The organism is Methylobacterium sp. D53M (assembly GCF_053345625.1).
Genome location: NZ_JBKFAL010000018.1, coordinates 18,107 through 43,600 on the forward strand (window position 1 = coordinate 18,107; position 25,494 = coordinate 43,600).

Genomic DNA, 25,494 nt, shown 5'->3' on the forward strand with positions numbered 1-25,494 from the left:
CTGAGCGGACGAGGGGATCCAGGCGACAGGTCACCGCAGTGAGCGCGGTGCCGCCGACCATGGCGACGGTGAGCCAGAAGGCGGTGGAGGGGGGGGTCATGCGGCCTCCCGCGTGCTGTCCCAGATCGTTTCGGTCGGCGTGACGATCAGCCAGGAGTGCTGACACAGCCGCTCCCGCAGCCGGTTCGCGAGCGCGACCGCCTTGCCGAGGATCACATCCGGCTCAGTCGGGAAGCGCGGGTAGTTCAGCAGCCCGACGCGCACGCCAGCCTCGGCGCCGCCCGTGTAGATGAACTCGGTTGGCTCGACCGTGACGCAGAGCCCCGACATGCAGAACTCGCGGCAGACCTGTCGAGCCGTCGCGAGGTCGCCCGCGAGGTAGATCGTGACCGTGAAGGTGGGTTCGGTGCGGCTGGTCACGCGGCGTCCTCCAGATCATCGGGGGAGCGCTCGTCGCCGTAGGGCTCGCAGGACTCGCCACAGGAAGGCCCCAGATCCAGTTCCGGATCGAAGGGCTCGTCGAATGCGAACTCCTGCTGGCCTTTGCCGCGCTGATCCACGAAGGGCTCGAACGGATGAGCGGCCATCGCGAAGAGATCGTCGGTCGACCGGCCGCCCCGGAAGAACCTTCGGCCACCTTCGCCCGCTCCGGCATCGGGATAGGCCTGCTCGAACCGGCGCGGCACGTCGTAGATGGCTGGACGCTCAGTGATGAGCGTCAGGTGCTTTCGGAGGCTCTTCTTCCAGCACCATTTGCAGTTGCCCTCGTGCTCGCGCATGCCGAGCCGGAAGGCGCGCGCGTCGGATGCCGCGTGCACGTCGCGCTTGCGGATGCCGAGCTGATCGAGTGGGTAGGCGTACCCCTTGGCTTTCGCGTTCGGGTCGCGGCGGTCCTTCTCGTCGGCTCGGAGGCCGATGGCAGTCGTGTAGGTGCCGGCCGCCCAACCGATCGAGGCGAGATAGCTCGCCATCGGGCGCAGCTTCAATTCGCGAGTGCAGTGAGGGAAGTTCTGGTTCGGGATCCCGAACTTGCGGATCATCGCCTCGAAAAGGCTGTCGTCTCGCGTGGCCGTGTCGAAGGTGACGACCCTATGCGTGGTTGCAACGCGGTTCTCGGGGTGGACGACTGCCTCAAGCCAGACGACACCCAGGCCGAACTCTCGGTCGCAGCGATCCACGAACACCAGCGTGCGCTCGTCCTCCTGGCCCGTGTTGGCGAACAGCGTGACAAGCTCGTCGCCCGGCTTGAGCGACGCCTTCACCTTCTCCGCCATGAGGGCAGAGCTTTCGCCGCCGCTGAACGAGACGAAGACGCGGCGGCCGTGCGTTGGCTTCTCGCTCACGCTGCCCTCCCATTCTCGTCCTCACCCGCCTTCCCGGCGGCCAGGGCATCGCTATCGGGGAGAGCGGCAGCAACAGCGCGACGGATGTCGAGCCAGAGGCTGATGAGCTTGACGCCGAGGCGGCCAGCGAAGGGGATGAGGAGCCCAAGGGCGAGGTGCTGGCTCATGCCGCGGCCTCGACCACGATCAGGCAGGCATTCACGTCCGTGCCGGAAGCCTTGAACGAGCCGGCCGGCAGTCGCTCGATGGTGCCGCCCTGGCGCTCGACGACGTGCCGAAGATGCGCTGTCAGGGTGTCCGCGCGCGTCGGAACGCTGCCCGAGACGATGGCGACGAGGCGGCCGCCGGGCTTCAGGAACCGCAAGGCGTGGAGCACATGTCGGACGTCCTGCCGCTTCGAGAACGGCGGGTTCATCACGACGCGGTCGTAGATCGGCGCCGGATCCTCGGCGAGGAAGTCGCGGCAGCGGACGTCGAACTGCCACTCCGCGCAGGCCGCGGCGCGCTCGGCATCGGCCTCGTAGCACACGAGGTTTGCACCCCCGACGATCTGATAGATCGGCTCGGCCAGCGCGCCCTTCCCGGCGCTCGGCTCGAGAACGCGATGATGCGGCTCGATCCCGGCTTCTGCGACCACACGCGCGGCGAGATCGGCGGGCGTCGGAAAGAAGTCGGCAGCGAACGTCTGCCCCGGCTTCGCCTGATAGTTCGGCTGTGCTTGGCGGGCCTCACGCCTGGCCGGCACGACCATGCCGAAGTGCTCGGCGATGATCCGGTTCGCACGGTCGAGCAGGTCACGCCGCAGCGGCCACAGGTGGATGTTGCCGTTCTTGAAGATGCGGACGCGCCAGTAGGGCGTCTCGGCGATCGTCTCCCCTGCGCGCTCGTGCCGGTAGCACATGAGGTCGATCGCGGAGATCAGCCCTTGCATCCGGCTGGGCGCGGGCTTGCCGTCGAGGACGTGCATCACCCGGTCGACGTCGAGCAGTTCGCTGGTCCGCCGCTCGTGGAGCGAGAACCAGTTCATGTTCTTGTCCCAGTAGATCCCCCAGGTGAGCACGATCCGCTCACCGAGCTTGAAGCCGTCGTTGCTGGCGTACTCGCGATCCAGGGCCTTGAAGGCGTTCACGAGCCCGCGGCGGAAAATCGTGTCGCTCTCGCCGATCAGCCGCTCCAGGGTCGCCCGCACGTTCTCGGCAGTGGCCGGCGGCGGATCCTTGTCGAGGCTCTGCTCAAATGCCTTCCGCTCCTGGGCATCCATCAGCGAGCCGATCGGCGTACCGACGACGATGCCGCGCCAGATGTCGCGATCCATTCGGGTCTGGATCTTCCCGATGAACTCGGGGAGCTTGCTCCATCGGTCGTTGCTGTCGGTGCCGAGGAACGGCAGCGTCGCCCGCCCGCCCATCTGGCAGGCGCGCTCGTGCGCCTCCATGGCCTCGCCGAGCCGCTGAACGGCGACCTCGTACAGGGCGATGGCGCGCGCCCGGTGAGCGCACAGCTCGTCGACGCTCTCCTTGCGGATCAGAGCGCTCATGCCGCCACCTGCAGAGCAGCGGCCTCGCGGCGCACGGCTTCCTCAAGCGCCTCGGTGGCGGCACGCTGGGCGGCGCGGGCTTCAATGGCGATTGCGCCGCTCATGGCCGGCTCCCTTGCGACCGCATGGGGCGCGTGCCGAGCTTGCCGCCGCCGCGCAGGGGCCGGTGCCCACGCTTGGTCAGGCGACGCTCTGGCTTCGGCTCACCGGTCTCTTTTCGGAGAAGGGCCGAACGGTACGCGGAGCGCTCGTCCTCAAGCCGCTTGAGATGCGCGCGAGTATGCGTGTCACTGCCGGCCGAAGTGATGCGTTTCTCGCCGCCACGCCCGTTCGTGACGACGTCGTGCGCCTTCCGCGTGAGCGCTTGGATATGCTCGGGACTATTTGCGGGCGGCACCGTGTCACCTGTGGTGACATTCCACTTCCGTTCCCAGAGAGGTGGTCGGTGATCGTATTGTACATCCGCCGGATCAAGACCGAACTGCAGAAGAACGGCCTTGAGCTTGACGCCTACGGGTATGGGTTTGCGCGGGTCGATCCCGTCGGGGATCCGATCCAGGATGATGTCGTCCACGATGTCGGGCCTTCGGCTCGGCGCCCGCATTCGGCAGGCGCTCTCCAGTCCTGACAACGTACAAGTTTATTGGACGAATGACAACAGCTCTGGCGCTCGCAGATCGACGTTTTTCGGGCCTCAGGCGATTTGGGGACGGCCGTGTCGAGCGAACTCGCGGTTGAGGATCTCGCTCATGTAGTCCTGCACCGTCTTGCCCTGCTCGGCGGCCATGACCTTGAACTGACGTTGCGCGGCCTCGGGCACGATCGCGGTGATCGTGCGCATGCCGACCTTGTAGGGCGGCTTCTCGCCGGCGGCGCGGCGGGAGCGCGGGACTGCGACCGGCGCCGGAGCGTGGCTGCCCTCGACATCTTCGTCGGGCTGCGGGGCGAACACGGAGGCGGGCTTCTTGGCCATAGCGGGTCTACTCCGACAGGTTGCGGGCCAGGCGCTCGCGCACCCAGGAGAACAGTGCGCCGGCCTCCGCCGAGGCCTTGCCGTTTGGCTCGTGCTCCGGAGCGGTCAGACCGGCGCTGATCGCGTAGGCGAAGTCCGCGCGCTGGTGGATGCGGACCGGGCTGATCTCCAGCCCCTGCGCTGTCACCGCAGAGTGGCCACCATCGCTGGTTCTGCGGCTCGCCGGCGGGCACTGGCTCAGCACGACCACCGCGCGGTCCATGCGCTCAGCCAAGCGAGCGATGCGCTTCACCGTGCCGAGCGTCTCAAGATCGAGCTGCGTCGGCCGCGTCGGGATGAGGATCAGATCGGCGAGTTCGGCCGCCGCAAGCGCCAGCCCTTCCGCCTTGCCCGGCGTGTCGATCAGGAGGAAGTCGATGCCTCCGCTTCGCGCGCGGGCGGCGAGCTTGGCGAGCATGTCGCCGTCCGTCTCGCGATGAACGACCGGCGCGGGCGCTTCCCTACGTTCGAACCACTTGTGTGCACTCGACTGCGGATCGGTGTCGAGGATCGCTGCGCGTAGCCCCGCCTGTTCCGCGCTGACGGCGAGGTGCATGCCGAGCGTGCTCTTACCCGAGCCGCCCTTCTGGCTGATGACCGCGATCGTCTGCACGGGCCAAACTCCCGGTTGTTCAAAGCTGCGAGGTTTCGGCGCGCCGAACATTCTGCGCGCCGATGGGGCGGATTTCCGACCCTTCGGCCAAGCCTGTCCGTGTGGCGCCGTCGTTCAGGCTCGCGGATAGGCACCCAGGAACAGGTCGCCGAGGGACCGCCGGCGGCGATAGGTGAGCGCGCGGCGGCGCAGGTGTTCGGCGCGGTCGTGGAGCATGTGGCAGCGCTGGCACCACGCGGCGAGGTTGGCCGGGCGGTTATCGCTGGTGTCGTGGTTGCGATGGGCTGTCGCGAGAACCACGCGGGTGACCCGCCCGCGCTTGGCGATCTCGCCATAGCTCGGGGCTTCCTCGCACAGGAAGCCGCTGCCGTTCCGCCACGCGGCGACGTCGCCATCGAACCAGCGCCCGTCGCCGAGATGCACGATCTGGCGCATGTGCGGTCGGCCGCAGCCCTCGCATCGCCCCTTGGCGCGCCCAAACCGGATCACGGCCGAGAGCTGCGGCCAGTCGATCGGATAGAAAAAGCGATGCTCGGGCCGGATCGGCATAGGCTCGGGACGGGACTGCGCGCGCCGGCCAAGATAGCACGACGCGGGCAGAACGGTCTGGCCGCCGTGAGCGATCCTCAACATTGGGAAGAAGACTGCTCGATCGCCTTGAGTGCCCAGTCCCGGAGCCACGTCGCGAGATCCAGAGCGCCCTCCGGCGTCGGCCGCGCCACCGCGCTGCTCTCACCCTGGCGGATGATCAGACGGGCGCCGAACTCGTCGACTTCTGCGACGATGTCGGGCCGTGCCCGGTTCTCCAGGTCTGTGCTGATCTCGCTCACGCTTGCTCCTTCCCATGCGCTCCACGTCCACGGCGTCGGTGTCACCGCTGCCGCGGACGCGTGGTTCGTTCACGCCGCCTGCTTCGACCCCGCCCGGTTCCGCGCTCCGGATGCCGCCGCACCTGGAACACCCAGACCGATCGCCTTGGCCAGCGAGGAGCGCTGCTCGGAGTACGCGGCCGCCACCACGGGGTAGTCCTCTGGCAGGCCGTAGCGCTCGCGGTAGCCTCGGGCATCAAGACCGTGCTTGGTCAGGTGACGCTTCAGCGTCTTGTACGACTTCCCGTCGATGAAGCTGACCAGCCCGTCGGGGCGGATCGACTTGCGGATCTGGGCGGGCGTCGGCCGCTTGATGCTCTCGGTCGCCGGAGCACCGAGACCCCCGTCGAGACAGCGCAGGGCCGCATGGATGCCGTTGAGCAGCCCCGGCAGGTCTGTCGCGGCAATCGAATTGTTGCTCACGTAGGCGCTGACGATCCCGGCGGCGAGCTCGACGTTGGTGTGGGGGTGTTCGGTATTCATCGTCGTGTCCTCTCTGCGTTGGCGCCGATGGTCGGCGGGTGGGCTGCTCAAGCCGCGACGTCGTCCTGCGGCGGTGAGATGTTCTCGATGCTCCAATCTCCGGATCCATGGTGACGCATGACGCGTACGCCAGCCTCAAGGAACATCAGCCCAGCCGTGGCGAATTCGTCCGCCGGCATCGCCGTGCGGCCATCGTCGCAGACGACCTCGACGATGCCGGCGTTGATGATCTGGCGTGCGCAGCGGCTGCACGGCGCGTGCGTGCAGTACAGCGTGGCGCCGCTCGTCTTGGATCCGTGCCGCGCCGCGTTGGCGATGGCCGCCTCCTCTCCGTGGACCGTCCAGAAATACTTCGCTGGCCGCTGCATGCGCTCGGCGAGATCCCGGACGCCACGCGGGATGCCGTTGTAGCCGGTTGAAATCACGAGCCCGTCCGGCGAGACGATCACGCACCCGACCTGGGTGGTGTCCTTGCTCCAGCCCGCGACCTCGCCCGCGAGATCAAGGAAGCGGCGACGCCATTTCGGATCGGTCGGGCTCATGCCGCCTCCCGATCTTCGTCCCGGGCCGGCGGCCACGTCCCGTGCGGCGCGGACAGCGCCGAGAGTTCCGGGCGCATCGCCAGTTCGGCATCTGTGAGGACGCGGTCCTGGTCCTCGCCGCGAAGGCGCACGACGTGGGCGCTCGGACGAGACCCGGTCGACGGGTGAAAGCGCCAGGTTTCGCAGCCAATGGCCGGGAGCGTGACGCCTTCAAGGCGCTTGACCGGACCGGTATCCGTCGCCGTGCGGGCATCACGCTGCGGCGCCCACGCGAAGGCTGCCTGCAGCCCGGTCCCGCGTGCGAGGATCGCGCCCGGATCCTCGCGCACGAGGAGGTTCTGGCGGATCAGCCGGATGATCCCGACGATCTTGTCGCGCGCGCGCGCCGTCTCCCGGCCGTAGACCGTGACCATCAGGCTGCCGAGGCTGATGTAGGCGCCGTCAGCCTCGACCAGCGCGCGCAGGACGACCGCCTTCTGCCCCGTGAAGCCATGGAACGCGACATCGTCGGCGATGACGCCCTCGGGCGCAGGGCCGACCAGCCGCTCGAAGGCAGCGCGGTTCGGGACATGCAGGCGGTAGCACCGGGTATCGTCTACCGTCGAGACCGCGATGGTCGCCCCGGTTCCGCCGATCGCCGTGCGCACGCTCGAAATGAACGACATCACGTTGTTCGGCTCAATCGCAGCGTTGTCGGCGATGACCTGAACAGAGACCGGCCCCTTGGCGGCGTAGAGGATGTGCGCCATCCGACGGATCGTCGGGGAGAACGAGACGGGCACGCGCTCGTCATGCGGCTTGATCTTGATGAGCGGGGCGGCTGGAGCCGCAGCGACGTGGGAGGCGGGGGCGGGCGTCACGGCTGGCTCTCCTGGGAGGACTGGGATGCGGCTCGCCTCTGCGCGAGCCGTCTGCGGGCGTGAAGGACGGTGGAGCGCTCGCGCCCGAACAGGGCAGCGACCGCCGTCGTGGTCATCTCCGGGAAGGCGTCGCAGACCGCGCCGATCGCCTCTTGTCGCGCCTGCTCGAGCTCGGGAGCTCGGCCCCAGCCGAGAACCTCGCGCAGGAGGAAGCCGTGGCTTCGTGCGATCTCGACGATGACCGAGCGGGGCGTGGGGACGCGCGGAGCCGGCTCGACCGGGATGTCGCCCGGAGCGACGCTGCGAGGCCGATCGAAGCTGCCCTCGGTGGCGAGGCCCATCGCCCGCAGGGCGTGCAGCACGGTGGAGTGGTTCTTGTTGATCCACTGCCCGATCTGCGTGAGCGAGGCGCTCGGGCGGGCTTCCAGAAGAGCCGCGATAGCTGCGCGGCGCGCGTGGATGACGTGGTGAGCGCGACTGTGCCCGCACAGGTCGTCCGATGTCAGGCCGTAGTCGCGCGCGATGCGCCGGATGACATCGCTCGGCATCTCGCCGCGGGCGGTCTCGGACGCGTCCGGCGCAGCGGGGATGATCTCTAGGGGCGCATCGGCCGGTTGAAGCGGAGCCGATACCGAGAGCGGCTCAGCCGTCGCAACTTCGGGCGGCCGAGCATTCCAGATCCGCGCATGCACGGCGGCGTAGTGGGCCCGCAGTGCGCCCGCGTCATTGAAGTCGCGCGCGCTCACCATGTTGCGGCACACGGACGGGGCAGATGTGAGGATCGTCATCATCACGCGGCCTCGCGATGTACGTCGAGCGAAGTCTGGCGCCGGCGCAGGGCGGCGCGAACCACGTCGATGCCGGTGGCCACGACCGAGGCGATCTCGGCCTCGGAGAGTTCGGGACGTGCCGCGGCGACGGAGCGGATCCTGCGCTGCAGCGTGCCGTCTTCGCGACTGGGCAACTTCGGGAAACGCGCGATCAGGTCCAGGAACCAGACCTTGTTCGGCTCCAGCTTCGTGAACGAGACCCGCGTCGGGTTCGCCAGCGCGAAGGCGGCGACGTCCTGGGCGCGGATCACGTAGGTGACGAGAGAGCCCGTCCCCTTGCAGGAGCGGATCGTGTCGGCGATCAGCCAGCCGTGCCGGATCCAGTAGACGAGCGAGTTCGCCGAGACACCGAAGCAGGCGGCGAGCTGCTCGGCGTTGAACCTGTCCGGATCCTCGTCCTGCACGGTTCGAAGAACGGACAGGATGCCCCCCTGGACGCGCTTGCGCGCGATCGCGCTGGCCGTGCGGTGCCAGCCCTTGCGGCGCATGCGCTTGGCGAGGATGGTCGCCGTCGTGGCGGCGTTCGCGTTCGCGTAATCAAGCTCCTCCTGCGACCAGGGGTGGACATCGCGCGCCGTCGTCAGACCGAGTTCGATGGCCCGCGTGCTCACCCAGGTGCAGGAGCGACCCGTGCGACGCGCGAGAGTGTTCCGCCAACCCTTCGGGCGCTCCCCGCGGTAGGCCGCACAGATCATGGCATCGATGATCGGCGTCGTCGGGATCGGGGTATTTACGCCGCGCTGGATGCGGCCCAGCGCCTTCGCCCGGTATCGCACCGCTCCAAGCGTGCGGCCGGGGAGTCGATCAGCGCACCACCGAGCGCCCCGGCCTTGGTAATGCTCGCGGATGACGGCATCCGACGCCTCGTCCCAGCAGCGGCCGCCCATCAGTTGAGCGTCCCGCGCCGCCAGACCGGGATCGTGAAGGTGCCGAGCTTGACCGGCTGATAGCTGAAGCCGACGCTCTCGATGGCATCGACCACTGGATCCACGAGCGCCGGGGCGCCCTCAAGCGTGAGCGCGGACCAGTCCGTGATCGGAGCGAGCACCGCCGCAGCGAAGGCCGCTTCCGGCACGGACCAGAATGTCCCGACGGTGTTGCCGGTCGGAAGGTGCGTGATCTGGCCGAAGATCAGCGCGTCGGTGATGGCTTGGTGAAGTGCAAACGGAGGTTTGACCCAACCATGGATCAGGGTCGGACCGCATCCCGGGATGATGCCTCGGAATGCGGCCGGCTGCCAGCCGATGCCCGGCGTCGGAGTGGCTTCGGTCGCGCGGACGTCGCCGTAGTGCGCCAGCTCATCCGGGGTGAGCGCACGCCACCACGGAGCATTGGAGATTGCCTCGACGTGCATTGATCAGGCCTCGGTGAACGAGCGCCCGATACCTGCGGTTCCTACATTGGAACCGTCAGAGACAGCGGCGCGCCTGCACCGTTGCATTTAGCCAATAAATTTGGACATCACAAGTGATAGGGCCAAATTTATTGGACACCGTCCGCGCAGCCTTGTCCACCTATCGATCATTTGATGCGCACGCCGCATCGGTCGAGCGACATGGAACCCTGGATGTCACATTGTATACGCTTCTGCCTGGAGTATCTTGTGGAGTTCGCTACTTTTGGTTGGTGAAACGGAGATGTTCCTGTTACGTTCTCATTCGGGCGGTGAGAGGTTGGCGATGGGCCGAGAGAAGGGCGGTGCGGATCACGTGAAGCACGAGCTGGCGTTGCGCCGTCGTGCGATGGAATTGGTGCACGTGTGCCCGAGCGATTATGCCGACGCGCGGAAGGTTCTCATGTACGCGGTCCACATCCTCGACGGCCATCTGAACCCCGAGACGGTCGAGGGCCCTCGACCCAAGCTCAAGCTCGTCGGGCCTGAAAACTAGGCGCTACCTTGGTCGGACTGCGCCGTCTTGCGCAGTTTCTCGACTTCCATCAGGTGCTTGAGTGGATCAGCGATCTTCTTCGGGAGCATCGCCTCCTCGCCGTTGTAGATCCAGTCGAGCGATACGCCGAATTTTCTCAGTAGGATCATGGCCGCGTCGATGCTGATGCGAGCCGCCCCCATCTCGTAATTGTTCCACGATTGTCGGGTCACGCCAATGTGGCGCGCCCATTCCGCCTGATGCATGCCGTGGATCTCGCGCAGGAGGCGCAAGCGCTCCCCGGTCGCGTTCAGTTCGTCAGCGGTGGTGGTCATCGGCGACTTCGGCATGCCGGTATTATGACGCAGGCGCCGCCTTCCGTCTGTCAAAGCATATGACCCCCTTGACTCGTCCAGCTTTATTGGACATTGGTTAGGGATGCTGGCGCTCAAAACGACTGACGCGGTCATAGATGCCCTCGGGGGAACGAGCGCTGTGGCTCGGCTTCTGGGGTGTCGACGCTCCCGCGTCCACAACTGGCGGCAATCGAACCGCCGGGCCTACTCGGGCGAGTTTCCGTCCTCGACCTACTGGCCCCTCAAGGAGGCCCTGCGGGATCGGGGGTACGAGGCGGACCCCCGATGCTGGAAATCCATTCCCCCGAATGCCCTATCGCAAGTCGCGGCGTCGAACTCGGCCCGAGCCCTGTCGACCGCGTAGCCTAAAACAGAAGATGTGGGCATGAACGCTCCATGCGTTGCTTGTGTCCACCTTAGGTAAATCACGACTTGGACAACGTCCAGACCGTGAACGCCCGTAGAGTGCCAACAGAACGCGGTCAGCGAACGACTAACGACAGAAGACCGCACCGCATCGGTCTTCTACGCCACCCAACCCGACGGATCGTCCAGGGAGATCGATTTTCGGCTTGACCCTGAGGAAGCGGCGGCTGCGCGGTGCGCGCCCCGAAACCGAGGGAACCGGCCAGCGCAAACAGAAACCGCCCGGTTCCCCTGCCTGGAAAGCTGGAACCGAGCGGTTTGTGAAGATCAGGTTCAACGAGTGCTGCGGCGGGATGGTCCCAGAGCAGCGGAGGAAGGTCTATGCAAAGCACAAACGGTCAGACGCATCAACAGGGCGGTTATAGCGCCGGTTCCGCTGCGTCGCAAAAAAAATCCTCAGAAGTCTCGTCCGCGGACGGTGTCGCGGCCGGCGAACTCAAGGCCTTCATCGAGCGCCTGGAGCGTCTCGAGGAGGAGAAGGCCGGCATCATGGGCGACATCAAGGAGGTGTTCGCCGAACTGAAGGGCCGGGGCTTCGACGCGAAGGCGGTCCGCGAAATCCTGCGCATCCGCAAGCAGGACCACAGCGAGCGTCAGGAGCAGGAGTCGATCCTCGAGCTCTACATGCAAGCGCTCGGGATGGTCTGAGCCATGTCGGCGCTCGCCCCTTCTCTCCCCGATCCGGCGACCACGAACGACATCGCCGGTCTCCTCGACGGCCTGTCGGACTACTGGCTGTCGGTCGAGGCGGAAGCCTCCGCGCTCGTCGTGCGATGCTGCGGGGGCGAGTGCCTCGTCCTGACACACACCAAGGCAGGCAACCGCTACGGCTTGGAGCCGTCCGGCGAGGCGGTCTCGGCGGAAGCCGCTGACTGCGCCATCGCGGGCCGCTCGCTCGTGCCGGAGGCCGATGGCCTGCTCGACGCGGGCACGGCGCAGACGTGGAGGGCAGCTCTATGCGCGTGAGCTTCGCCTGCCTCGTGACAATCTTCGCCGTCGCCGCATGGATGATCCCGCCGGTCGAGCCGACCGAGGCGCGTGGCTGGGGCTGCACGCGCCAGGACACGCTCTCGTTCGCCGGCATCCCGGCGCTGACGTGGAACCGCTGCACGCAGTGGACGCGGAAGGGGGAGCGATGAGCGCGCCAACCCTCACCGACTTCCGCGGCGAGCGCCTTTCGGCTGTCGCCTACCGCAAGCTGGTCGGCGCACCGACCGACGCCGATCGCGCTCGCGAAGCTGCATCTGTGGCGGCCATGGCCTCGCCCACGATGACGCGCTCGCCCGCGCCGACCGGCGTCATCGCCCGCGGCCAACTCGCGCCGCGCAAGATGAACGGCACCGAGAGCGCATACGACGCTCATCTCTGGTCGCTTCGCGCCGCCGGTGCCGTGCTCTGGCACGAGTTCGAGGCGCTCAAGTTCAGGCTCGCGGACGACACGTATTACACGCCTGATTTCGCGGTACTTCGCGCCGATCTGACGTTCGAACTCCACGAGACCAAGGGGTTCTGGCGCGACGACGCCAAGGTCAAGATCAAGGTCGCTGCCAGCCTCTTCCCGTTCCGCTTCATCGCCTTCCGCAAGGTCTCGAAGGCCGATGGCGGGGGCTGGTCTGAGGAGGCGTTCTGATGGCCGATCTTAAAGCATCTCCGTTCCCGCTGATCGCCGAGCCTCCGTACTGGCGCGCGATCACGCCGGAAGCGCTCGGCGAGTTGCTTGGATCCATGCCGGGCCCAGCCGATCTGGATCAGGTGCCCGGCTGGGAACTGGCCTTGCTGGGCCTCACCACAGCCGAAGGCCGCCGGACCGTCTGCGGCTGGGCCAAGGGCTCGCTGTCCGTGCATCTCTTCCCCTCCAAGCACAGCGGCGTGGATCTCGGCAGCCTTTCCCATCTCGTGACCGGACGATCCATCGCGCTGTTCTTCAGCGATGAGTGCGCCGCCAAGGCCGGCGACCTCATCGCGCCGCTGACGGATTGGTCCAGCGACATGGCTTCTCCCGAGCCGGGCCTGCGCGACCGCATCGCCTCCACGCTCCGCGCCGCCGGGTTCGAGCTCGTCTTTGTCGGAAGTCCGGATGTCGGGTTCGAGCGCGTCTGGTGCTCGCGTCCGGCCGGCCTGCACTGAGGAGCAATCGCCATGCGCCTCGTCATCCTGGAAAGTCCGTTTGCCGGTGAGGTGGAAGCCAACCTCGCCTACGCCCGCGGCTGTCTCCGCGACTGCCTCATGCGCGGAGAGAGCCCTCTCGCCAGTCACTGTTTGCTGACGGCCCCCGGTGTCCTCGACGACGCCGATCCGTTCCAGCGCAAGCTCGGCATGGATGCCGGCCACGCGTGGCTCCCCTTCGCCGATGCCGTCGTCGTCTACACGGACCGCGGCATCTCCAAGGGAATGCATGCCGGGATCATGCTCGCATGGGCTGCCGGCATCGAGGTCGAGTACCGCTCCCTCAAGATCGAAAGGGCCGCCGCATGAGCCCCGCCCTGATCCGCGCCCTGCAGGACGAGAACGCCCGGCTGCGGGAGCAGCTCGCCGCGATGCGCGCTGCGCTGTCCGAGTGCCCTCCGCTGCCCCAGGAATGGGGCCTGACACCGTCCCAGGCCCGCGTGTTCGCGGTGCTCGTGCGCCGGCCGTGCCCGAGCCGGACGGCGATCATGACCGCGCTGTACTCGGACCGTTCCGAGACGGACGCCGTCGATGATCCGACCATCGTGACGATCTTCGTCCATCGCATGCGTCGGAAGCTGCAGCCGTTCGGCGTCGAGATCCAGACGCTGCGGGGCCGAGGCTATGCCCTTGATGAGGGAACGCGCGCGCGGTTCGCCGACGCTGTCCAGCCGGCTCTGAGGATTGCGGCATGAACGCGCCCTCCACCCTCAACGATTTCCGTCCTGCGGCCGACATCTGCCGCGAACGCGGATGGTTTGCCGGAACCAAGCTCATCGGGGACGCCGGGTTCGGCCCGATCATGATCGAGGTCACGAAGCTCGGCGAGCGCGTGATGCTGGCCAAGGTCGTGAGCATCAACGGCGAGCCTCCGTCCTATGGCAATGACCGGGCTTGGACGCTCGGCCATCGCGACTGGCGCGAGGTGCGGTCGTGAAGCTCCACGTCTTCTCCGATCTGCACTTCGACGCCAGTCCCGGCGGCTGGATCCCGGAGCTCGCGCCAGGCGCCGACGCGGTTCTCTGCGCCGGTGACGTGTGTGAGGGGCTGCCGGAGGCGTTCCGCTTCCTGCGCGAGTTCATTCCCGAGCCGACGCCCATCATCACGGTGGCCGGCAACCACAGCTTCTACCGGCGCGTGATGCCAGAGGAGGTGGACCGCGCGCGCATCGCTGCGGCCGAACTCGACATCGCCTTCTTGGAAAACGAGGTCGAGGTCATCGGTGGCGTGCGCTTCATCGGAGCCACGCTCTGGACCGACTACGCCCTCTATGGCGATGCGGACCGCGTGCCGGCCGTCATCCGCGCCGAGCGGGCGATGAACGATCACCAATGCATCGCCCGCCGCCGCGAGCCTCTGGAGCGGTTCACGGCTGCTGACGCGGCCAACCTCCATGCAACATCGCTCCGCGAGATCGACCGCCTTCTCACCGAGCCATTCGCCGGCCCGACTGTGGTGCTCACCCATCACGCCCCGCATCCGGGCTCCATCGCGGAGCGCTACCACGGCGACGGCCTCAACCCGGCTTTCGCGTCCAATCTCGGCGGCCTGATCTTCACGCACGAGCCCTTCGCCTGGGTTCACGGCCACACGCACGCCAGCGCGGATTATCGGATCGGTGCGACCCGCATCCTGTGCAACCCGCACGGCTACGGGCGGGAGAACGCCTCCGGCTTCGATCCGGCCCTCATCCTCGACACGGAGGTGCGGTCGTGAGCGCTCTCGATCTGAGCCTCAACACTGAGCGTCTCACCGTTCACTGTGGAGGCCCCGAATGCGATTGCCTCGGCACGCCCCGATGCCGTGCGCTGGAGCCCGCGTTCGCGACCAGCGCCCGTGCTGCAGCCTACGTCGATGGCAAGCCTGCGCGGGTACTTCCCTACGACGCCAGCCTTGGCTGCGTCGTCGAGAACCCGACTGCAGTTCAAGATCTCATCACCGCCTACAAGCGTCTCGGCGGCCTCCTGGCTGAGGCTGAGACCGCGCTCGCCACCGCCCAGACCAAGCTCAGCGCCGAACCCTCCGACGATGAGGTCGAGGCGGTGTGCGAAGCGGGTTGGGAGGAACTCCGGTCACTGATGAAGGCGGACCCCGCCTACGCCTTCGAAATTGGCCCGTGGACGGCACAGCCGCCCGCGAACCTTGCCAAGGGCCGTGCCGAGACACGCGCGGCGCTGGCGGCCTTCCTCGCGAAGCGGAGGGGGTAGGGGATGGGCGCCCGCATCCCCCCCGGTCAGCCGGTTCCATGGTTTCGCTGTGACGCTGGCGCGGTGCTCTACCGCCTCGGCGGGCTCTCGGCGCAAGAAGGGCTGACCTACGTCACGCTCCTCATGCTGGTCCATGAGGCGGCTGGCCCGGTGGCAGAAACCGCGCAGACCCTCGGAGGTCGCCTTGGTTTGCGGCCGGGTGCGATCACCAACGCTCTTGCTGTGCTCAAGCGGGCGGAGTGGGTCGTCCAGACCAACGACGGCCGCCTCGACATGCCCGAGACCCACGCGGAGATCACGTGGCGGCACAGCGTGGGGGCGCGCCGCCTCAACGGGCCGTCCGACGAACGGCGCCGGATCCCGCCGAACTGGGCGGCCATCCGAGCCGAGATCTTCGCTCGCGATGGTTTCGTGTGCGCCTACTGCGAGACAGCGGAAGGCCCGTTCGAGATCGACCACGTCGAAGCCTACGTGAGGGGCGGATCGCACGCTCCCAGCAATCTTTGTGTCGCCTGCGTCCCCTGCAACCGAGGGAAGAATGATCGCTCCGCTGCCGAATGGCGAGCGATCCTAGCCGCGCGCGCGCTCCCGCTTTCATCTCCTTCCCCCGGAGGCCCATGATGGCCGCCTTTCCCGCGCTGCCGCTCTTCACGGACGCCTTCATCGGCGACACGACCCACCTCAACGCTGAGGAGACGGGGGCCTACGTGATGCTCCTGCTCACGGCGTGGCGCACGCCGACGTGCTGCCTGCCGGATGACGACGTGAAGCTCGCGCGATCCGCGCGTGTGACCATCGCCCGTTGGGCGAAGATCAAGCCGACCGTTATGGCGTTCTGGACCCTCAAGGACGGGATTTACACCCAGAAGCGCCTCACCGCGACACGCGATGGCGTGAGCAAGCGCGCGAACGCCGCGCGTGAGAACGGGAAGATAGGCGGGCGCCCTAAGTCCTTGAAAGACAACGATCTGGATAACCCAACGGGTTCCTGCGGGGTTAGCGGATCGAAAGCTTCCATATCCAAAACCAAAACCAACGTTGAAACACTCCCTCAGCGCGAGCCCGAGGGGCCGGTCGCAACGCGCCTCGATCCGGACTGGGAACTCGACCAAGCGTTGTTCGATGCGGCGATCGCGCAGGGCCTGTCCCGGGACCGCGTTCCCCACGAAGCCGGTCAATTCCGAGACTGGCATCTCGACCGCGGAGCCGTGAGCTTCGACTGGCTCGCTGCATGGCGGCGCTGGTGCCGGAACGCCAGCCAGCGTGACCCACACCCGCAGCCGCCGCGGCGCAGATCGGAACCCCCGATGTCCTCGGACACGGCCAACCTCCTTCGCCTCGCTGAGAAATTTCGCACCGAGCAGTCCCCTGGAGACGCTTCCCATGCCGCAGGATCTGGTTCCGATGACGACCTCATCATCGTCGAGGTCGATGACGAAGACGGCGGTGGTGAGCCGGGGGGAGGTCGAGGCGAAGATCGAGACGTTCCATGGCAGGCTGGAAGCCCATCCCGTCCATCCGACGCGCTACTGCGTGCGGCGGGACAGGGCGGTGTCGACCATCGAGCGGCGGCAGCTCTGCGCCGTCAGAGAACACCTCGAGCGTGACTTGGCGCCTTGGTCCAACCGGGATCACGTCGATGCCGTGTTCTCCCGGATGATGAAGGGGTTCGAGCTCGGCCACGGTATGAGCGAGGCGGACCGGCAGGTGCGCAACGGCGAGTACATCGACGCCGTGAAGGGCCTGCCGCTCTCGGCCGTGATCGGTGCCGCGGAGCGATTTCGCAGCGGCGAGACGCTCACCGCGTGGAAGAAGGATAAGCGGCCGACCTCGGCACAGTTCGCCGACGAGGCGAAGGCAGGGCTGGTTCCGGCCAGGGCGAAGCTGGTGAAGCTCCGGCATGTGCTCGACGCCGAGATCTACGAGCAGCCGAGCGAGGACGCTCGGCGGAAGGTCGGCGAGGCGATGGAGGCGTTCCTGCGGGGCCGCAAGCCGCCGCAGGAGCCGGGCCGGCCCGTGCCTTCCGAGGCAGAGGTCTCCGCCGCCCAGGTCGCGGCTCTGCGCGAGCACGGTGCTCGTCTCACGCGTTCGGCCAGCGGTGGAGGTCTGGATCACCTGATGGCGCGGCTTCCGCCGGCGCCGGAGGAAGCTGCAGCACGGCAGGAGCGGGAGGCGCGCGCGTGAGCACGGCAACGACACACATCATGGTGGACATCGAGACGCTGGGTACGGTGCCGGGCTGCGCGATCCTGTCCATCGCATACCTCGTGTTCGACCCGGTGACGGGTCAAACCGGCGCGTGCTGGGATGCAAAGATCAGCCAGGAGAGCTGCGGGGAACTGGATCTGTGCATCGACCCGGCCACGATCCGGTGGTGGATGCAGCAGAGCGACGCGGCTCGCCAAGCGGCGTTCCTTGACGGACCGCGAGTCGGGATCGTGGACGCGCTCACGATCATGGCCGAGCACTTCCGCGAGTTCCCCAACCGTCGGGTCTGGGCCCACGGCGCGACATTCGATCCAGTGATGCTGGACTACGTCTACCGCGCGACGACGCTGGAGACGCCCTGGGGCTTCCGGGATGTGCGAGACACGCGGACGCTGTTCGATCTCGCCGGCATCGCATCGCTCGAGCCCTATCGCCTCGCGGGCGACGTGCATCATGACCCGCTCGCGGACTGCGCGGTTCAGGTTCGGGCGGTGGTGGATGCCTACCGGCGCTTGGGCCTGAGCGTCGGCGCCGAGGCGGCGTGATGCTCGCTCCCGCGCCTCTCGTCCCGACCCCGCTCGCCGACGCGCACGCCCTCTGTGCCGTGCTGCGCGGCAAGCGGATGCGGTGCTCGACCGAGATCCAGCTTCAGGACGACATTGCGAGCGTCCTGACGGCTGCCGGCATCGCGTTCGAGCGTGAACGCTGGCTTGGACCCGAGACCGGCCGCATCGACTTCATCGCCGGCGGCGTCGGCCTTGAGGTGAAGGTGAAGGGCGGCGCGCGTGAGATCTACCGGCAGGTGGCGCGGTACTGCGACCACCGCGAGATCGACGCGCTGGTCCTGGCCACCACGCGGGCGGTGAGCCTGCCCGCGCTTACGAAACCCGTCCTGATCCTCGACCTGTCGCGAGCGTGGCTATGAGCGCGTCCGTCCTCCCGTTTCCAGGCCCGATGCCTCGTGCGCGCACCTACGGCACGCTCACCTACGAGCCGGACCGCGCCGAGTGGCGCATGGCCGAGATGGATCCGCACGTCGCGATTAAGCTGAAGAACCTGTTCCCACGGGTGCCGAAGCACGCCACGCAGCCCTTCAGCTTCCACCACGGGCCCGAGGTGTGCGCGGATCTCGACTGGTTCATGGCGCGCTACCCGATGCGCATGAACCCGGTCGATGCCGAGTTCCTGCGTGGCGGGCGGTTCTCCTACGAGGCGGACCTCGCCGAGGCCGAGCGGCTGCTCCTGCCCGACTACGTGCCCCCGCAGTTCGTCGGCTTTCGCGATGGGTTGGCCGCCTACCCGATGCAGGTTCAAGCGATCGAGCTCGCGCGGCTGCGCGGTCGGCTCCTCCTCGGCGACGATCTCGGCTTGGGGAAGACCACCGTGGCGCTGGGCGCGATCCTGGATCCCGCGTTTCTCCCCGCGGCCGCGGTCGTCCAGTCACACCTCGGCATCCAGTGGCTCAACCGCACGAAGCAGTTCACGAACCTGCGTGTCCACCTCATTGCGGGCAACAAGCCCTACGATCTGCCCGAGGCGGATCTGTACATCTTCCGTTACTCGAACCTGTCGGCATGGGCGGACGTCCTCGACACGCTCCGGTTGCCGACGGTCATCTACGACGAGATCCAGGAACTGCGCACCGGCGCCAGCACGGCGAAGTACCGCGGCGCGCAGGTACTCTCCCGGCACGCGCACAAGCTGCGCCTCGCGCTCTCGGCTTCGCCCGTCTACAACTACGGCAACGAGATCTTCCCGATCCTGGAACTGATCGAGCCTGGCGCGCTGGGCACCTGGGACGAGTTCACTCGGGAGTGGTGCACGTTCAACGGCACGAAGTACGTAGTCAAGGACCCGGATGCGCTCGGGACCTACCTGCGCGAGCAACACCTCATGCTTCGGCGCAACCGCGGCGGCCAACCCGTCAACACGATCGTGCGGCACGTGCCCTACGACGAGGATGTGGCGGCCGAGAGCGAGGATCTCGCCCGTGCCTTGGCGATCAAGGTGCTGAGCGGGACCTTCACCGAACGGGGGCAAGCCTCACGCGAGCTCGACATGCTGGCTCGCCAAGTCACGGGCGTGGCCAAGGCGCGTCACGTGGCCAACGTCGTGCGGATCCTGCTGTCGAGCGGGACGCCCGTGATCCTCGCCGGGTGGCACCGCGAGGTCTACGAGATCTGGCAGGAGGCGCTGAAGGAGTTCGCGCCGCTGATGTACACTGGCACCGAGACGCCGGTGCAGAAGGAGCGGAACAAGCAGCGGTTCATCGACGGCGAGAGTGATCTACTGATCATCTCTCTGCGCTCGGGCGCAGGCCTCGACGGGCTGCAGGCGCGCTGTTCCACCGTCGTCATCGGGGAGCTCGACTGGTCGCCGAAGGTCCATGAGCAGCTCATCGGCCGCGTCGACCGGCCGGGCCAGACGGCAGACGAGGTGACGGCGATCTACCTCGTCACCGATCAGGGCTCGGACCCGGTCGTGACCGGGGTGCTGGGCCTGAAGGGCGCGCAGGCGCGCGGGATCACCGATCCACTGGCAGGCGTCGAGCACGTGCATTCGGACGAGAGCCGTGTGAAACTGCTGGCCGAGCGGTATCTCGCGGCGAACGTGCCGGCGCAGGCAGCCGAGTGATGACTAGGCAGCGCCGCATCCCGCCGGCCAAGGGACCCGATCCGACCTACCGCCAGATCTGGCGCGTGGTCGACGGTGCAGTCGCCACAGCGCTGGCGGCGCACCCGGAATACCTCGCCTCGGGGGCACGCGTACGCACGGTGCGAGCCAGCATCGTGAAGCGCGTGACAGGGGCGATCCATGGCTACGCGGCGCAGTCCGCGTGGACCCGGTCCGAGTTCAGCTCGGCGGGTGAGACGGTTCGGGGGTCGCCTACGGCCTCGAACCTTGAGGAGGGCGGCACATCCCTTCTTTGAGCGTTCCTAGGGGGAACGCTCGGGCCGGACGGAGATAGCCACTCCTTCCGGCATTCCCTCTCGCAGCGAGACATCGGTGTTCGCGGAACTGTGCGCCCTGCCTGCCGACGACGAGCCCTCGCGCGAGGAGAGCGGCGCACGCATCGAAGCTGTGCCCAAGCGTCAGCCTTGGGCGCGGGCCGACGTCGAGATGTGGCTGAAGGTCGGGTTCCGCGCGATGCGCGAGGTTCCGATCTGCGCCCCGACCATCCACGACAACACCATGTGCTCCGTGAGCACCCGTCACCCATCAGCGACCTTCGACATCGTCGCCTTCGCCGCGACCGTGCTCGGTCGGCGATCGCTTGAGTGCAACATCGTCCTCACATGGGCTCGGACCATGGCGGCGCCAGCGGGCCACGCGGACTGCTCCATCTCCGAGTTCTGCCGCACGGCCTCACCGAAGATCAGCCGGGCGACGTTCGATCGGAAGCGGATCGCCGCTTGCGAGCGGATCGCGACTGCGAAGAACGCGGCGGATGCTGGCGCGCGTTGAAATCAGGATCGGAGTGCGACCTGATCCGCCGCGACCTCCGTCAGGGTCACGCCGGAGAAGCCATGGAAGATGCCGGGGTGGAACACGACCAGGAAGAAGCCGTCGATGTGATGTGCGCCGTTGGCGTAGACGACAGGCGAGCCGACCGCCTCATTGCCTGACGCGAGCATAACCTCCAGGCCGCCGTAGCCGTGACCTTCGGCCGGGTTTCGCAAGAGCGACAAGGTCGAACTGACGCGCCCTTCCTCGTCATGGCTTTCCGAGATGATGTCCTTGGCATCAAACGGCACGCGCACGAACAATCGGACGATCTTGCGGTCGTTCTTTTCGAGAAACTCGATGAATGCCGGCTCGGTCCCGTTCGTGACATCGTCTTGGAAGTTCGGGTAGACGGTGGCGGCTGGGCGGCGAGGAAACCGCCACGCCAGAAACGATACGACCAGCGCCAGGAAGGCGAACACGGCACCAACCGCCGCAATGCTATCGTTCAGGCTCAACTGCACTGTCTGCTCCAAGTCCACAGCCCATATATGGACGGTGTGCTCAGCTATACAAAGGCCGCGCGCGGGAAACGTAACACGTGGTGGGGAAAATCATGGGCAAGGCGGCCGACAACGAGCGGAAGAAGCTCAAGGCGACGTTCTACAACAACATCGGTGCCGGCATGATGCTGGGCGGCTTCCTCGTCCCGTATCTGGGGTTTGTCGGGAAAATCGGGAGCATCGTCGCGAGCTTCCAAGCCGGTCACTGGCCAAGCTTCGAAGAGAAGGCCAACGTGACCGCAGCGGCGGTCGCGATGGCGCTGGCGTTGTGGGGCGCAAAGCACCTGCGGCGCATGTCCGATCATGTGGCGACGCAGATCGAAGGTGACTGAGCCCCTGCGGCAACACGGCAGCAATCGCGAGAAGACCTCAGCACAAAATCTTCTCTCAACCCCCTTGACCGTGAGGAAGCGGCGCCCGGACGCATCGGACATCGGCGTGGCGCCGATTTGTTCTTGGGGGTCCTGCCGTGGCCGCGTCTGCCTCTCCCGCTTCCTCTCTGTGCACGTCCATCCGCTCGGGCGAGCAACCGCCGCGTCGCGCACTCGCGATCGAAGAGATCCTGCGCTGGGTGGTGCGGGACGAGCTGCCGAAGCGCCACGACGACGACCGGCACTACATCAGCACCGGCGGATCCATCCATCCCATGTGGCGCCATGGCGTCTTCGGCGCGCGGATCGAGAACTGGTCGCGCGAGCCGGGCATGCCGCTCGCTGCCGGCGATCCGCATCCGGACGCGCTCTTGGTCGAGGAAGCGCTCGCCGAACTGGATCGCGAGATCCGCGTCGACCAGGGCAGGGGCGAGGTCGGTCCGCTGGATCTAACCGGCTACGACATCGGAGCCGGGCTCGGGCCGAACTTGGATCTCGCGCCGATCTTCCGGCGTGCCGTCTCCGGCGTGGTGCCGTGGCTCCTGACCATCGCCAAGCGCGGCGGTCTTCCGGATTGGGGCTCGGGTCCGATCATCGCGCCCGTGCGCGGGTCGCGCGGCGGTGTGACGATCTGGAAGAGCGTCGAGGAGATCGTCGGCGAGGGCAAGGACGGCACGCCGTGGGTCGTGAAGACGGATCGGGTCACCGAGGCCGGGCGGGGCGGCTTCTACTCGCCCGGATCATTCTGCAAGGTGGCATGGTCTCGTGACGTGCGCATGGTGGCGGAAGACCGGGCGCAGTACGCCGCTTGGCACTGCGGGTGCGTCTGGCTCGAGCAGCGCCTGCCGAACCTGTCGAGCGTCCGGCCGAAGCCTCCCGTGGCGCCGGCCACGCCCTGGGTCACCCCGCCGACGGTTCCGACCGTGCTGCGCGCGGTGGAGACGGCAGCGAACGATGTCGAAGCGGCTACGCCCGTGAAGCGGGAGATGCTGGATCGGCGCAAGCCGGAGCCGGTCCGGCACATCGACCCCGCCTCGTACCCGCTCGCGGCGTGATCGCCATGCGCTGGCCTTTCCGCGGACGCGCCTCCGAGCCGACCGTCACCGAACGGCATGAGCCTACATCGTGGCGCTTCGTGCCGGAGCCGGACATCACGGCCTACGAAATCGCACTGATCTTGAGCGCGATCACCCCGGGGACAGGAGCATATTCGCTGTTCCGCGTGATCGACCTTCCGCACGGGATGCGGATCGATGCGCGGGTCGCGCGGCACTTCCGGCCGGTGCCGCACTATGCGAACGCGACACAGGGAGCCTGAGCCAAGCAGGGTTTCCGGATTGACAATTGTCCAATTGAAATGGACAAACGCCAGATCCCAATGGAGGATCTGCGATGTCGCGTCCGCCGCCGCTGACCGATCGCCAACGCGTCGAACTAGCTATCCCGAGTTACCTGACCTTCACGCTGATCCGCGCCCGCTGCTTCGGGCCCGATCCGACGCTGAGCCCTGAGGAGGGCAAGCGCGAGGTCGAACGGCAGACGGCTGAACTGGAGCGTCTGTGCGCGCTGGCCTGCCGAGAGCCGATCCAGGATCTGCCCGTGCGCGAACACGGCAAGCTCGCCCGGCGCATCGAGCGGGTCGTCAACGAGGCGATCAAGCCGTGGGAGGGGCAGCCCGCGATCAAGATCGCCCTGACGATCTACCATTTCCTGCGCGATCTCACCGATCGCGAGGTGCTCGTGCTCTGGGAGGGGTCGGCGATGGGGCAGACCATGGATTTGCTCTTCCCGATGTTCGAGCACGGGTTCGCGTGCGAGCGCCAGGACGCCTCGGCACAGAAGCAGGCCCGGCGCCTGCGCGGCTTTCTGGAGGATCGGGGCTACTTCCGGGACACGGGGACAGCCGAGGTCGGAGTGGCAGCTCATGGGTAAGGTGCTTGCCCTCCCTGCCGCGCGCGGATCTGATCGTCCCGTGCCCGACCCGCGCGAGATGAGAGCGGTCGGGCTCCGCCGCTTCGCCGAGTGTCTCGCCGACGTGATCCAACGACATGCGCCGGCGATGAGCCCGAACGACCGCCGGGAGGCGGATGAGGCGCTGCGCGGATTGGTGGCTGCGCTGGAGGAGGCCGAGCGCCGCGGATGCCTGCACGCGCCGGATTGCGCCTGATCGCCGAGGCTTCGAGAAGCCGGCGCGCCGATGCGCCGAAATGTGGTGATCCACCTCGTGACGTCCGTTGACGTTGTCCAGATTTATTGTACAGTAGCGCAAATCAGATGACGCCACAGGCGAGGCGGTTCCGATCATGCGCAAGGACAACCAGAACTGGACTGCGGCCCTCGCTCGACTGAAGACGCCGCGCCCGGCGCGTAACCCGGTTCGGGAAGAGCGTCTGAAGACCGTGAGCTTGGTTTCCGGCGGTTCCGCGAAGCCGCTCTCGGCGTGGCGCGGTCGGTCCAAGCGTCGCTACGTCGTTGGCGTCCACGATGCACATGTGACCAAGGCCCTCCTGCAGGACGAGCCGAACAGCGTCGTCATCCTGGCGGTCCGCCGACCCGAGGTCGGTGAGGCGCTGATCATCGACGCGCGCGACGCGGTGCCCGGATCCGTCCGCTCCTGGGTCGAGGCCGTCGTGTCGAGCGGCGCGACCGAACTGCACGTGCACCGTCTCGCCGAGAATGCCGCCGAGCGCGCCGCGATCCTCGACGATCTGATCGGGTGCGACCCCCAGGATGGCGCGGATGACGACGCAGAGCCGTCCGACGCCGCCTGATCCCGCTCCCTTCAGTCCAGCCAGAGGAGGTGTGTCGTGCCCAGCCTGACCACGTGGAAGCCCGCGAGCGCCCAGCGCACGTGGGAGATGCTCAACATCGTGCCGCCGGCTTGTCAGACGAGCTTCGGCTTCCTCGTCGGCGAGCCGGAGAGCCACCGCACCTGCCGCATCACCGGCCGGGCGTGGCAACCGACCTTCGCGGCGTTCGCCGAGACCGACACTCTCGGCTCTTACGAGGCGACCGAGGCGCTCACCGTCGCCGAGTTCCGCGCGCTGAGCGTGCGCGACGTGCTCGACGCCCGCGTCAGGGAGGCCGCGTGATGGCCCCCGCCCTGCGCCTCGTGTCGAGCACCGAGATCGCGCCTGCGCCCCGGGAGGAGCATTCGCCGACGCCGGAACCGGCCTGTGGCAGCCACGCGGCCGCCTGGGGTCTCGGCGTCCCGCTCGGCATCCTCGTCGGCCTTCCCCTGTCCCTGGCGATGCACGGCCTGATCTGGCTCGCCCTCCATACCTGCGGGGTTTTGTGATCATGGCCATGCCGTACTCTCCGAACGACGACATGCCGGATGACGAAGGCAGCGCCGCGGAGGCGGCCGTCGAGAAGGCGCTGGGCGACCTGCTGAGGGCCGAGCGCACCCGGATGCGCCTCAGCATCCTGCTCCGCGATGGCGAGACCCACCGCCCCGGCATGCGCACCGATCTGCTGGCGGACATCGGCGCCGTCCGGCGCGAGGTCGAGGTCGCGCGGCGCAATCTGGACTTCGCGCACAGCGCCTTGGTCGGTGGCGAGACCGTCGAGCGGATCCTCGCCTGTCCGGCCTCCGCAGAGACTTCCATGGCAGCCCGGCTCGGCAACAACCTGAGCGTCGCGGCGATCGAGGCGCACGTGGTGCGGCCGAGCGCGCTCCTGCCGAAGACCGCGAGCCCGGCGAGCGCCTGAGCGCTGCGCCATCACCCATTCGGCTCGCGCGGATCGCGCTGGCCGTACCCAGGCACCCGATGGGGTGCACTCCCGTGAGACTGAC

The 25,494-nt window shown here is 67.4% G+C and carries 44 protein-coding genes; 27 read left to right on the forward strand and 17 right to left on the reverse strand.

All coding sequences use genetic code 11. From position 1 onward, the window contains the following. Nucleotides 1-96 precede the first annotated feature (96 nt). From ACLBYG_RS21850 to ACLBYG_RS21920, 15 genes are all read right to left on the reverse strand, one after another. A complete protein-coding gene (locus tag ACLBYG_RS21850; protein ID WP_447682831.1) occupies nucleotides 97-420 on the reverse strand; it encodes a hypothetical protein in 324 nt (107 codons plus the stop codon). Beyond that, nucleotides 417-1,343: a hypothetical protein gene (locus ACLBYG_RS21855; RefSeq protein ID WP_447682832.1), complete on the reverse strand. Its 927-nt coding sequence runs from the start codon at nucleotides 1,341-1,343 to the stop codon at nucleotides 417-419. Before ACLBYG_RS21855 ends, ACLBYG_RS21850 begins: the two co-directional genes overlap by 4 nt. Next, the gene (locus tag ACLBYG_RS21860; RefSeq protein ID WP_447682833.1) at nucleotides 1,340-1,510 is read right to left on the reverse strand and encodes a hypothetical protein; all 171 of its coding nucleotides are present in this window, start codon (nucleotides 1,508-1,510) and stop codon (nucleotides 1,340-1,342) included. The genes ACLBYG_RS21855 and ACLBYG_RS21860 overlap by 4 nt, the downstream gene beginning before the upstream one ends. Further along, on the reverse strand, nucleotides 1,507-2,880 hold the full coding sequence (locus ACLBYG_RS21865) for a DUF4942 domain-containing protein (RefSeq protein WP_447682834.1): 1,374 nt from the start codon (nucleotides 2,878-2,880) through the stop codon (nucleotides 1,507-1,509). The genes ACLBYG_RS21860 and ACLBYG_RS21865 overlap by 4 nt, the downstream gene beginning before the upstream one ends. Nucleotides 2,881-2,980: 100 nt before the next feature. Further along, nucleotides 2,981-3,454 carry a hypothetical protein gene (locus tag ACLBYG_RS21870; protein WP_447682835.1) on the reverse strand — a complete coding sequence of 158 codons (474 nt, stop codon included), beginning with the start codon at nucleotides 3,452-3,454 and terminating at the stop codon, nucleotides 2,981-2,983. A gap of 120 nt (nucleotides 3,455-3,574) precedes the next feature. Next, nucleotides 3,575-3,853, reverse strand: a complete 279-nt coding sequence (locus ACLBYG_RS21875; protein ID WP_447682836.1) for a ribbon-helix-helix domain-containing protein — start codon at nucleotides 3,851-3,853, stop codon at nucleotides 3,575-3,577. Between the two features lie 7 nt (nucleotides 3,854-3,860). Next, nucleotides 3,861-4,505 (reverse strand): division plane positioning ATPase MipZ, encoded by a 645-nt coding sequence (locus ACLBYG_RS21880; protein WP_447682837.1) that lies wholly within the window; start codon nucleotides 4,503-4,505, stop codon nucleotides 3,861-3,863. Between the two features lie 114 nt (nucleotides 4,506-4,619). Continuing rightward, a complete protein-coding gene (locus tag ACLBYG_RS21885; protein WP_447682838.1) occupies nucleotides 4,620-5,054 on the reverse strand; it encodes a hypothetical protein in 435 nt (144 codons plus the stop codon). A 77-nt stretch (nucleotides 5,055-5,131) separates the two neighbouring features. After that, nucleotides 5,132-5,335 (reverse strand): hypothetical protein, encoded by a 204-nt coding sequence (locus ACLBYG_RS21890; protein WP_447682839.1) that lies wholly within the window; start codon nucleotides 5,333-5,335, stop codon nucleotides 5,132-5,134. A 69-nt stretch (nucleotides 5,336-5,404) separates the two neighbouring features. Then, entirely contained in the window at nucleotides 5,405-5,857 is a 453-nt protein-coding gene (locus tag ACLBYG_RS21895; protein ID WP_447682840.1) for a MucR family transcriptional regulator, read from the reverse strand. 47 nt (nucleotides 5,858-5,904) lie between these two features. After that, nucleotides 5,905-6,399, reverse strand: a complete 495-nt coding sequence (locus ACLBYG_RS21900) for a deoxycytidylate deaminase (RefSeq protein ID WP_447682841.1) — start codon at nucleotides 6,397-6,399, stop codon at nucleotides 5,905-5,907. Beyond that, nucleotides 6,396-7,259: a hypothetical protein gene (locus ACLBYG_RS21905; protein WP_447682842.1), complete on the reverse strand. Its 864-nt coding sequence runs from the start codon at nucleotides 7,257-7,259 to the stop codon at nucleotides 6,396-6,398. Before ACLBYG_RS21905 ends, ACLBYG_RS21900 begins: the two co-directional genes overlap by 4 nt. Then, nucleotides 7,256-8,050: a helix-turn-helix domain-containing protein gene (locus ACLBYG_RS21910; protein ID WP_447682843.1), complete on the reverse strand. Its 795-nt coding sequence runs from the start codon at nucleotides 8,048-8,050 to the stop codon at nucleotides 7,256-7,258. The genes ACLBYG_RS21905 and ACLBYG_RS21910 overlap by 4 nt, the downstream gene beginning before the upstream one ends. After that, entirely contained in the window at nucleotides 8,050-8,700 is a 651-nt protein-coding gene (locus tag ACLBYG_RS21915) for a hypothetical protein (RefSeq protein WP_447682844.1), read from the reverse strand. Before ACLBYG_RS21915 ends, ACLBYG_RS21910 begins: the two co-directional genes overlap by 1 nt. A 275-nt stretch (nucleotides 8,701-8,975) precedes the next feature. Beyond that, nucleotides 8,976-9,443, reverse strand: coding sequence for a hypothetical protein (locus ACLBYG_RS21920; RefSeq protein ID WP_447682845.1), 468 nt, complete (start codon nucleotides 9,441-9,443; stop codon nucleotides 8,976-8,978). Nucleotides 9,444-9,726: 283 nt separating this feature from the next. Here ACLBYG_RS21920 and ACLBYG_RS21925 point away from each other — a divergent pair, with 283 nt between their 5' ends. Beyond that, complete coding sequence (locus ACLBYG_RS21925) at nucleotides 9,727-9,978, forward strand: hypothetical protein (RefSeq protein WP_447682846.1); 252 nt, start codon at nucleotides 9,727-9,729, stop codon at nucleotides 9,976-9,978. Here the strand turns inward: ACLBYG_RS21925 and ACLBYG_RS21930 are convergent. Then, nucleotides 9,975-10,292 carry a helix-turn-helix transcriptional regulator gene (locus ACLBYG_RS21930; protein ID WP_447682847.1) on the reverse strand — a complete coding sequence of 106 codons (318 nt, stop codon included), beginning with the start codon at nucleotides 10,290-10,292 and terminating at the stop codon, nucleotides 9,975-9,977. The genes ACLBYG_RS21925 and ACLBYG_RS21930 overlap by 4 nt on opposite strands. Before the next feature lie 768 nt (nucleotides 10,293-11,060). Here ACLBYG_RS21930 and ACLBYG_RS21935 point away from each other — a divergent pair. From ACLBYG_RS21935 to ACLBYG_RS22015, 17 genes are all read left to right on the forward strand, one after another. Beyond that, nucleotides 11,061-11,387, forward strand: a complete 327-nt coding sequence (locus ACLBYG_RS21935) for a DUF2312 domain-containing protein (RefSeq protein WP_447682848.1) — start codon at nucleotides 11,061-11,063, stop codon at nucleotides 11,385-11,387. A gap of 3 nt (nucleotides 11,388-11,390) precedes the next feature. Beyond that, the gene (locus tag ACLBYG_RS21940; protein ID WP_447682849.1) at nucleotides 11,391-11,705 is read left to right on the forward strand and encodes a hypothetical protein; all 315 of its coding nucleotides are present in this window, start codon (nucleotides 11,391-11,393) and stop codon (nucleotides 11,703-11,705) included. After that, complete coding sequence (locus ACLBYG_RS21945) at nucleotides 11,696-11,878, forward strand: hypothetical protein (protein WP_447682850.1); 183 nt, start codon at nucleotides 11,696-11,698, stop codon at nucleotides 11,876-11,878. Before ACLBYG_RS21940 ends, ACLBYG_RS21945 begins: the two co-directional genes overlap by 10 nt. Further along, on the forward strand, nucleotides 11,875-12,369 hold the full coding sequence (locus tag ACLBYG_RS21950; RefSeq protein WP_447682851.1) for a DUF1064 domain-containing protein: 495 nt from the start codon (nucleotides 11,875-11,877) through the stop codon (nucleotides 12,367-12,369). The genes ACLBYG_RS21945 and ACLBYG_RS21950 overlap by 4 nt, the downstream gene beginning before the upstream one ends. After that, entirely contained in the window at nucleotides 12,369-12,866 is a 498-nt protein-coding gene (locus tag ACLBYG_RS21955; RefSeq protein WP_447682852.1) for a hypothetical protein, read from the forward strand. The genes ACLBYG_RS21950 and ACLBYG_RS21955 overlap by 1 nt, the downstream gene beginning before the upstream one ends. Before the next feature lie 12 nt (nucleotides 12,867-12,878). Next, nucleotides 12,879-13,214 (forward strand): DUF7768 domain-containing protein, encoded by a 336-nt coding sequence (locus ACLBYG_RS21960; protein WP_447682853.1) that lies wholly within the window; start codon nucleotides 12,879-12,881, stop codon nucleotides 13,212-13,214. Further along, nucleotides 13,211-13,600, forward strand: coding sequence for a helix-turn-helix domain-containing protein (locus ACLBYG_RS21965; RefSeq protein WP_447682854.1), 390 nt, complete (start codon nucleotides 13,211-13,213; stop codon nucleotides 13,598-13,600). The genes ACLBYG_RS21960 and ACLBYG_RS21965 overlap by 4 nt, the downstream gene beginning before the upstream one ends. Beyond that, complete coding sequence (locus tag ACLBYG_RS21970) at nucleotides 13,597-13,842, forward strand: DUF7241 domain-containing protein (protein ID WP_447682855.1); 246 nt, start codon at nucleotides 13,597-13,599, stop codon at nucleotides 13,840-13,842. Before ACLBYG_RS21965 ends, ACLBYG_RS21970 begins: the two co-directional genes overlap by 4 nt. Continuing rightward, nucleotides 13,839-14,621, forward strand: a complete 783-nt coding sequence (locus ACLBYG_RS21975; protein WP_447682856.1) for a metallophosphoesterase — start codon at nucleotides 13,839-13,841, stop codon at nucleotides 14,619-14,621. Before ACLBYG_RS21970 ends, ACLBYG_RS21975 begins: the two co-directional genes overlap by 4 nt. Then, a complete protein-coding gene (locus ACLBYG_RS21980; RefSeq protein WP_447682857.1) occupies nucleotides 14,618-15,112 on the forward strand; it encodes a hypothetical protein in 495 nt (164 codons plus the stop codon). Before ACLBYG_RS21975 ends, ACLBYG_RS21980 begins: the two co-directional genes overlap by 4 nt. A 3-nt stretch (nucleotides 15,113-15,115) precedes the next feature. Then, on the forward strand, nucleotides 15,116-15,733 hold the full coding sequence (locus ACLBYG_RS21985; protein WP_447682858.1) for an HNH endonuclease: 618 nt from the start codon (nucleotides 15,116-15,118) through the stop codon (nucleotides 15,731-15,733). Beyond that, nucleotides 15,730-16,719 (forward strand): DUF1376 domain-containing protein, encoded by a 990-nt coding sequence (locus ACLBYG_RS21990; RefSeq protein ID WP_447682859.1) that lies wholly within the window; start codon nucleotides 15,730-15,732, stop codon nucleotides 16,717-16,719. The genes ACLBYG_RS21985 and ACLBYG_RS21990 overlap by 4 nt, the downstream gene beginning before the upstream one ends. Before the next feature lies 1 nt (nucleotide 16,720). Further along, a complete protein-coding gene (locus ACLBYG_RS21995) occupies nucleotides 16,721-17,296 on the forward strand; it encodes a hypothetical protein (protein ID WP_447682860.1) in 576 nt (191 codons plus the stop codon). Between the two features lie 20 nt (nucleotides 17,297-17,316). Then, nucleotides 17,317-17,865, forward strand: a complete 549-nt coding sequence (locus ACLBYG_RS22000; RefSeq protein WP_447682861.1) for a 3'-5' exonuclease — start codon at nucleotides 17,317-17,319, stop codon at nucleotides 17,863-17,865. Next, nucleotides 17,865-18,245, forward strand: a complete 381-nt coding sequence (locus ACLBYG_RS22005; protein ID WP_447682862.1) for a hypothetical protein — start codon at nucleotides 17,865-17,867, stop codon at nucleotides 18,243-18,245. The genes ACLBYG_RS22000 and ACLBYG_RS22005 overlap by 1 nt, the downstream gene beginning before the upstream one ends. Next, a complete protein-coding gene (locus ACLBYG_RS22010; protein ID WP_447682863.1) occupies nucleotides 18,242-19,954 on the forward strand; it encodes an SNF2-related protein in 1,713 nt (570 codons plus the stop codon). The genes ACLBYG_RS22005 and ACLBYG_RS22010 overlap by 4 nt, the downstream gene beginning before the upstream one ends. Nucleotides 19,955-20,326: 372 nt before the next feature. Continuing rightward, entirely contained in the window at nucleotides 20,327-20,785 is a 459-nt protein-coding gene (locus ACLBYG_RS22015; RefSeq protein ID WP_447682864.1) for a hypothetical protein, read from the forward strand. A gap of 2 nt (nucleotides 20,786-20,787) precedes the next feature. Here the strand turns inward: ACLBYG_RS22015 and ACLBYG_RS22020 are convergent, their stop codons facing one another. Beyond that, nucleotides 20,788-21,288: a hypothetical protein gene (locus tag ACLBYG_RS22020; protein WP_447682865.1), complete on the reverse strand. Its 501-nt coding sequence runs from the start codon at nucleotides 21,286-21,288 to the stop codon at nucleotides 20,788-20,790. Between the two features lie 92 nt (nucleotides 21,289-21,380). Here ACLBYG_RS22020 and ACLBYG_RS22025 point away from each other — a divergent pair, with 92 nt between their 5' ends. The 9 genes from ACLBYG_RS22025 (at nucleotide 21,381) to ACLBYG_RS22065 (ending at nucleotide 25,409) form a co-directional block, all read left to right on the forward strand. Next, nucleotides 21,381-21,659 carry a hypothetical protein gene (locus ACLBYG_RS22025; RefSeq protein ID WP_447682866.1) on the forward strand — a complete coding sequence of 93 codons (279 nt, stop codon included), beginning with the start codon at nucleotides 21,381-21,383 and terminating at the stop codon, nucleotides 21,657-21,659. Nucleotides 21,660-21,898: 239 nt separating this feature from the next. Further along, complete coding sequence (locus ACLBYG_RS22030) at nucleotides 21,899-22,753, forward strand: hypothetical protein (RefSeq protein WP_447682867.1); 855 nt, start codon at nucleotides 21,899-21,901, stop codon at nucleotides 22,751-22,753. 5 nt (nucleotides 22,754-22,758) lie between these two features. After that, nucleotides 22,759-23,016 (forward strand): hypothetical protein, encoded by a 258-nt coding sequence (locus ACLBYG_RS22035; protein WP_447682868.1) that lies wholly within the window; start codon nucleotides 22,759-22,761, stop codon nucleotides 23,014-23,016. Nucleotides 23,017-23,090: 74 nt separating this feature from the next. After that, on the forward strand, nucleotides 23,091-23,630 hold the full coding sequence (locus ACLBYG_RS22040; protein ID WP_447682869.1) for a hypothetical protein: 540 nt from the start codon (nucleotides 23,091-23,093) through the stop codon (nucleotides 23,628-23,630). Further along, entirely contained in the window at nucleotides 23,623-23,865 is a 243-nt protein-coding gene (locus tag ACLBYG_RS22045) for a hypothetical protein (RefSeq protein WP_447682870.1), read from the forward strand. The genes ACLBYG_RS22040 and ACLBYG_RS22045 overlap by 8 nt, the downstream gene beginning before the upstream one ends. Nucleotides 23,866-24,001: 136 nt before the next feature. Further along, a complete protein-coding gene (locus ACLBYG_RS22050) occupies nucleotides 24,002-24,469 on the forward strand; it encodes a hypothetical protein (protein ID WP_447682871.1) in 468 nt (155 codons plus the stop codon). 36 nt (nucleotides 24,470-24,505) lie between these two features. Beyond that, nucleotides 24,506-24,790 carry a hypothetical protein gene (locus tag ACLBYG_RS22055; RefSeq protein WP_447682872.1) on the forward strand — a complete coding sequence of 95 codons (285 nt, stop codon included), beginning with the start codon at nucleotides 24,506-24,508 and terminating at the stop codon, nucleotides 24,788-24,790. After that, nucleotides 24,790-24,996, forward strand: coding sequence for a hypothetical protein (locus ACLBYG_RS22060; RefSeq protein WP_447682873.1), 207 nt, complete (start codon nucleotides 24,790-24,792; stop codon nucleotides 24,994-24,996). Before ACLBYG_RS22055 ends, ACLBYG_RS22060 begins: the two co-directional genes overlap by 1 nt. Nucleotides 24,997-25,004: 8 nt before the next feature. After that, a complete protein-coding gene (locus tag ACLBYG_RS22065) occupies nucleotides 25,005-25,409 on the forward strand; it encodes a hypothetical protein (protein WP_447682874.1) in 405 nt (134 codons plus the stop codon). Nucleotides 25,410-25,494 lie beyond the last annotated feature (85 nt).